We start from the raw sequence: 3,765 nt of genomic DNA, 5'->3' as shown, positions 1-3,765 counted from the left end.
GGACAGCACCTAATGCCTAAATACATCCCTTACGATTACAACCAAAGTGCCATGGTGGTGATTAATTATCTCGACCAGCTGCAGCCAGGTACTTTTGAACACGCTATTCATTACCTGATTGATAACAAGCTGGACTTGTCGATATTTCACAGCAAATACCAAAATGAAGACAACGGTCGTCCGGCGTATGACCCAGCAGTGCTTTTGAAAATCATCTTGTTTGCTTATTCCAAAGGCATTACCTCCAGCCGTGAAATCCAGTGGTGCTGTGAAACCAATATCATCTTTAAAGCACTGTCATGCGACACGGCGCCACATTTCACGACGATAGCCGCCTTTGTCAGTAGCTCGTCGGTGCAAATTGCCCAGTTGTTTGAACAGGTGCTGCTGGTATGCCACCAGCAAGGACTGTTGGGTAACGAACTGTTCGCTATTGATGGATGCAAAATGTCCTCTAACGCTGCCAAGGAATGGTCGGGTACCTTTAAAGAGTTGAGCGCTAAGCGAGATAAGTTAAAGCGGCAAATTCGCTATCATCTGGAACAACATAAAAAGCTGGATGAGCAAGCCAATGCTGATGAAGTACGCAAAGCGAGGCATCAGCAAAGTATCGACACGCTAAATAAAGCGCATGACAAAATCACCGACTTTCTAAAGACCGCCAGTCCACGGATGGGCCAGGGCAAACGCAGCAAGGAAGTGAAAAGTAACATCACGGATAATGAGTCCGCCAAAATGACCACCAGCAAAGGCACCATTCAGGGCTATAACGGCGTGGCAGCGGTGGATAAGAAGCATCAGATAATAGTGGACGCGCAAGCCTTTGGTGAAGGGCAAGAGCACCACACCTTAGTGCCGGTGCTGGAAAAGATAAAACAGCGTTATAAACGGATAGGGATTAGCGAGGATATCTTTGCCGGTAACACCATCGTGACGGCTGATACCGGCTTTGCCAATGAAGCCAACAACAGTTATCTATACCTGCAAAAAATTAATGGCTTCATCCCGGATAACCAGTTTAGAAAGCGCGACCCGAAATTCAGCGAGCAAAAGCAGAAGTACGGCAAACGGCATCAAGACAAAGCAAAAGGGCAAAAATCTATCTTCCCGTCCAGTGCCTTTGTATTTGATCCTATCGCCATGACTTGTATTTGTCCGGCGGGTAAGTCACTACCTTGCCGGGGCACCAGGCCAGAGCCAGATGGCCAACAACGCGCCTTGTTTGGCGGCAGATTGCTGCAATGCCGACACTGCGATTTAAAAGATAAATGCATGTTAACGCCCGAGTCAGCCAATCACCGCAATGGTAACGGCCGACAGGTGTCGTTTTTACTCAAAGCCAATGCGCCACCCAATTACATTGATTGGATGAAGCAGCGGGTAGACAGCGACGCGGGTAAGCAAATTTACAGCCATAGAATGTCAGTAGTCGAGCCGGTGTTTGGCAATATCGGCACCAACAAAAGGCTAAACCGCTTTAGTTTACGCGGCAAAACCAAGGTGCAAGGCCAATGGCAGTTGTACTGCATGGTGCATAATCTGGAGAAAGTAAGCCGGTACGGCAAGTTAGGGTAAACAGTCTGCCGATTGCGCCCAATAACGCCAGTTATAGCGGTGGTTTAAGTGACATGTCATCAAGTAATTCTTGTCTTGAAATTCCCACCAAAAGCATGCAAAGTTCGTAACAAATAATAAACAGAATAGCCGGGGTAGAAATGCAGTGCGCGCAGCAGGTTTTTCTACAGGCTCGTTAGGGCTCCGAGTTAATCTCAAGGGAGAGGAATTTGAATTCAGATAGTGTTATTACTCTTGTTGGTACAGTAGTTACTGTGATTGCTACAGGAATAACTATCTGGCAGGCATTTAAAGCTAAAAGCTATTCACAACAGATAAAATTTGATATTAGAAAAATCAACTTATCAGGTTGTAGTGAGAAGCTGAAAAGGGCACAAGATGATATCAGGAGCCTTCCAACTAACTGTTCAGATGTTCCACGGGGATTAAAGGTCAAAGATCTGATACTCAATATCAAGTCTCAATTTGATTTCTCACTTAATGTTATTGTCAGCAATGGACCGGATAGTGATGTAAGAGAAATAATTTCAAACGCCCAGAGTAAACTTAATAGTTATGAGCAGGGTTGGAATAATGGAAACCCTAATCCTGAAGATGTTTATGCGCTGCAAAGTTTAATTCAGGATGCTGTTTCACAGTCAAATTCCAGAATTTATCAATTAGAGGGTAAAGCATGACTAACCATGAATTGGTGGAACAAATAAAGAAGCTGCAATATCAAGTTAAAACTCTTGCTCATTGCATAGACTACGAACGCTATCCTGTTGAATCACTAGTTCTCTCAATGGATTGGGATGATTCTCAGCTAAACAAAGCGCATGATATTTTCCAGAAATATGATGAAAAGCTAGAACAGAAAGAGGAAATTAACTGGTTTGAGTTCGAACATGAGCTTGAAGCTGAATTCAAAATTGGCTATCAAACGGTTAAATCTATCGTTTTAGCGTTTTTCAATAACCATCAGTGGGTTGATGTCTGTAATAGCTATGCCATGAGCTTTGAGCCAACGACACCTGTTGAGTTCCATTGTATTACAAGAAGGTCCGAGCCCTAACAAAAAAAGCCAGCCGACGCTTAACAGCGCGCGGCTGCTTTTGGCGTTAACTGTCACAATGGAATCGAAGTGATCTACGAAATCAAAGATGGTGAAAATCAAGTCGGGACTACCAAATTTGAATTTGGCGATCCTCCAATGGGATTTGTACACGGTGAGCTCGACCCAAGTGAAATCTATCGCTCTAATAAAAATTACGAAAACCTAGCTGTAATCTGTACCGATACCAATGAAATAATTGCGTGTGAGTCTGTTGTCATCGAAGACTATTCTGAGGAAATGGGTGAGCAGGAAATACAGGTTACAGCTCAACTTTCTTCATCAGAAGAATACGAAAAATATTTTAGCCACCATAGAAAAACGTATGATGCCAGCTTCAAGTAGCCAACAGTTAACAAGCAGCTCAAGCCGACCTCCACTGCGTTGCTCGTTTTGTGCTGTTCAGCTACGCTGGCACAAAACAATCAACTCCGTTCCGGCGGCTTAGCTGGGCGTTATGTTGCAATGTCGTGTCGCTGTCGGGGTTAAGTCGTTGCCGACAGTGAGCTGTTTGAATGATTATGGCCTCACAGAGTGATGAGGAATTATTATGATTGTAAAAAAGCTGAGAGATAAAAATGGTTGGTCTCAGGAACAACTTGCTGAATACTCGGGTTTAAATATTCGCACTATTCAACGTGTCGAAAGTGGTCAAAAAGCTAGTATTGAAACATTAAAATGCCTTGCCTCTGTATTTGAAGTGGATATTTCAAAATTAACGGAGGAGATCACCGTGATAGATAAAGAAGCGGAGCCATGGAAAAAGTTACCCTGGTGGTTCAGGGCTAATATGTTCGGGGTTAATTCCAGGCGTCATGTGCAAGTAACAGAGTTTATATTACTCACAATTGCATTTGGCTCATGGTTTTTAAAACCCGACATAATAACAACCCCAGCTTTCTTTTTAGCTGCATACTTAACGGGTTGGATTATCAGGTTTGGCGACAAGAATGATGCTTGGTAAAGTAATGCATAACAAGCGCAGTCACAATCGGCCACTGCGTGGCCTGGACCTCAACCGAAACCTCCCCCAATAAAGTAGACGCCTATCAAAACGATGAGGTAGGCAAAAAATGGCTAAGATACTCAGTGATCAG

5 protein-coding genes are annotated in these 3,765 nt (G+C 43.8%); all 5 read left to right on the top strand.

Translation table 11 applies throughout. The annotated features are described in order from the left end of the window. The first annotated feature begins 12 nt into the window (after positions 1-12). The 5 genes from ORJ00_RS18840 (at position 13) to ORJ00_RS18820 (ending at position 3,632) form a co-directional block, all read left to right on the top strand. Positions 13-1,575 carry a transposase gene (locus tag ORJ00_RS18840; RefSeq protein WP_440480650.1) on the top strand — a complete coding sequence of 521 codons (1,563 nt, stop codon included), beginning with the start codon at positions 13-15 and terminating at the stop codon, positions 1,573-1,575. A gap of 209 nt (positions 1,576-1,784) precedes the next feature. Continuing rightward, on the top strand, positions 1,785-2,252 hold the full coding sequence (locus ORJ00_RS18835; protein WP_306140546.1) for a hypothetical protein: 468 nt from the start codon (positions 1,785-1,787) through the stop codon (positions 2,250-2,252). Beyond that, positions 2,249-2,629 carry a hypothetical protein gene (locus ORJ00_RS18830; RefSeq protein WP_306140545.1) on the top strand — a complete coding sequence of 127 codons (381 nt, stop codon included), beginning with the start codon at positions 2,249-2,251 and terminating at the stop codon, positions 2,627-2,629. Before ORJ00_RS18835 ends, ORJ00_RS18830 begins: the two co-directional genes overlap by 4 nt. Positions 2,630-2,698: 69 nt before the next feature. Then, positions 2,699-3,013 carry a hypothetical protein gene (locus tag ORJ00_RS18825; RefSeq protein ID WP_306140544.1) on the top strand — a complete coding sequence of 105 codons (315 nt, stop codon included), beginning with the start codon at positions 2,699-2,701 and terminating at the stop codon, positions 3,011-3,013. A gap of 205 nt (positions 3,014-3,218) precedes the next feature. Beyond that, entirely contained in the window at positions 3,219-3,632 is a 414-nt protein-coding gene (locus ORJ00_RS18820; RefSeq protein ID WP_306136691.1) for a helix-turn-helix domain-containing protein, read from the top strand. Positions 3,633-3,765: the final 133 nt, after the last annotated feature.

Source organism: Rheinheimera baltica, from assembly GCF_030731985.1.
Classification (GTDB): domain Bacteria; phylum Pseudomonadota; class Gammaproteobacteria; order Enterobacterales; family Alteromonadaceae; genus Alishewanella; species Alishewanella baltica.
Note: the sequence above shows the minus strand (reverse complement) of the source record. Positions and strands in the feature narration are given on the sequence as shown.

Coding starts and splice junctions, on each gene's coding strand:
- ORJ00_RS18840 (WP_440480650.1), top strand. CDS start 13: ATGCCTAAATACATCCCTTACGATTACAACCAAAGTGCCATGGTGGTG.
- ORJ00_RS18830 (WP_306140545.1), top strand. CDS start 2,249: ATGACTAACCATGAATTGGTGGAACAAATAAAGAAGCTGCAATATCAA.
- ORJ00_RS18820 (WP_306136691.1), top strand. CDS start 3,219: ATGATTGTAAAAAAGCTGAGAGATAAAAATGGTTGGTCTCAGGAACAA.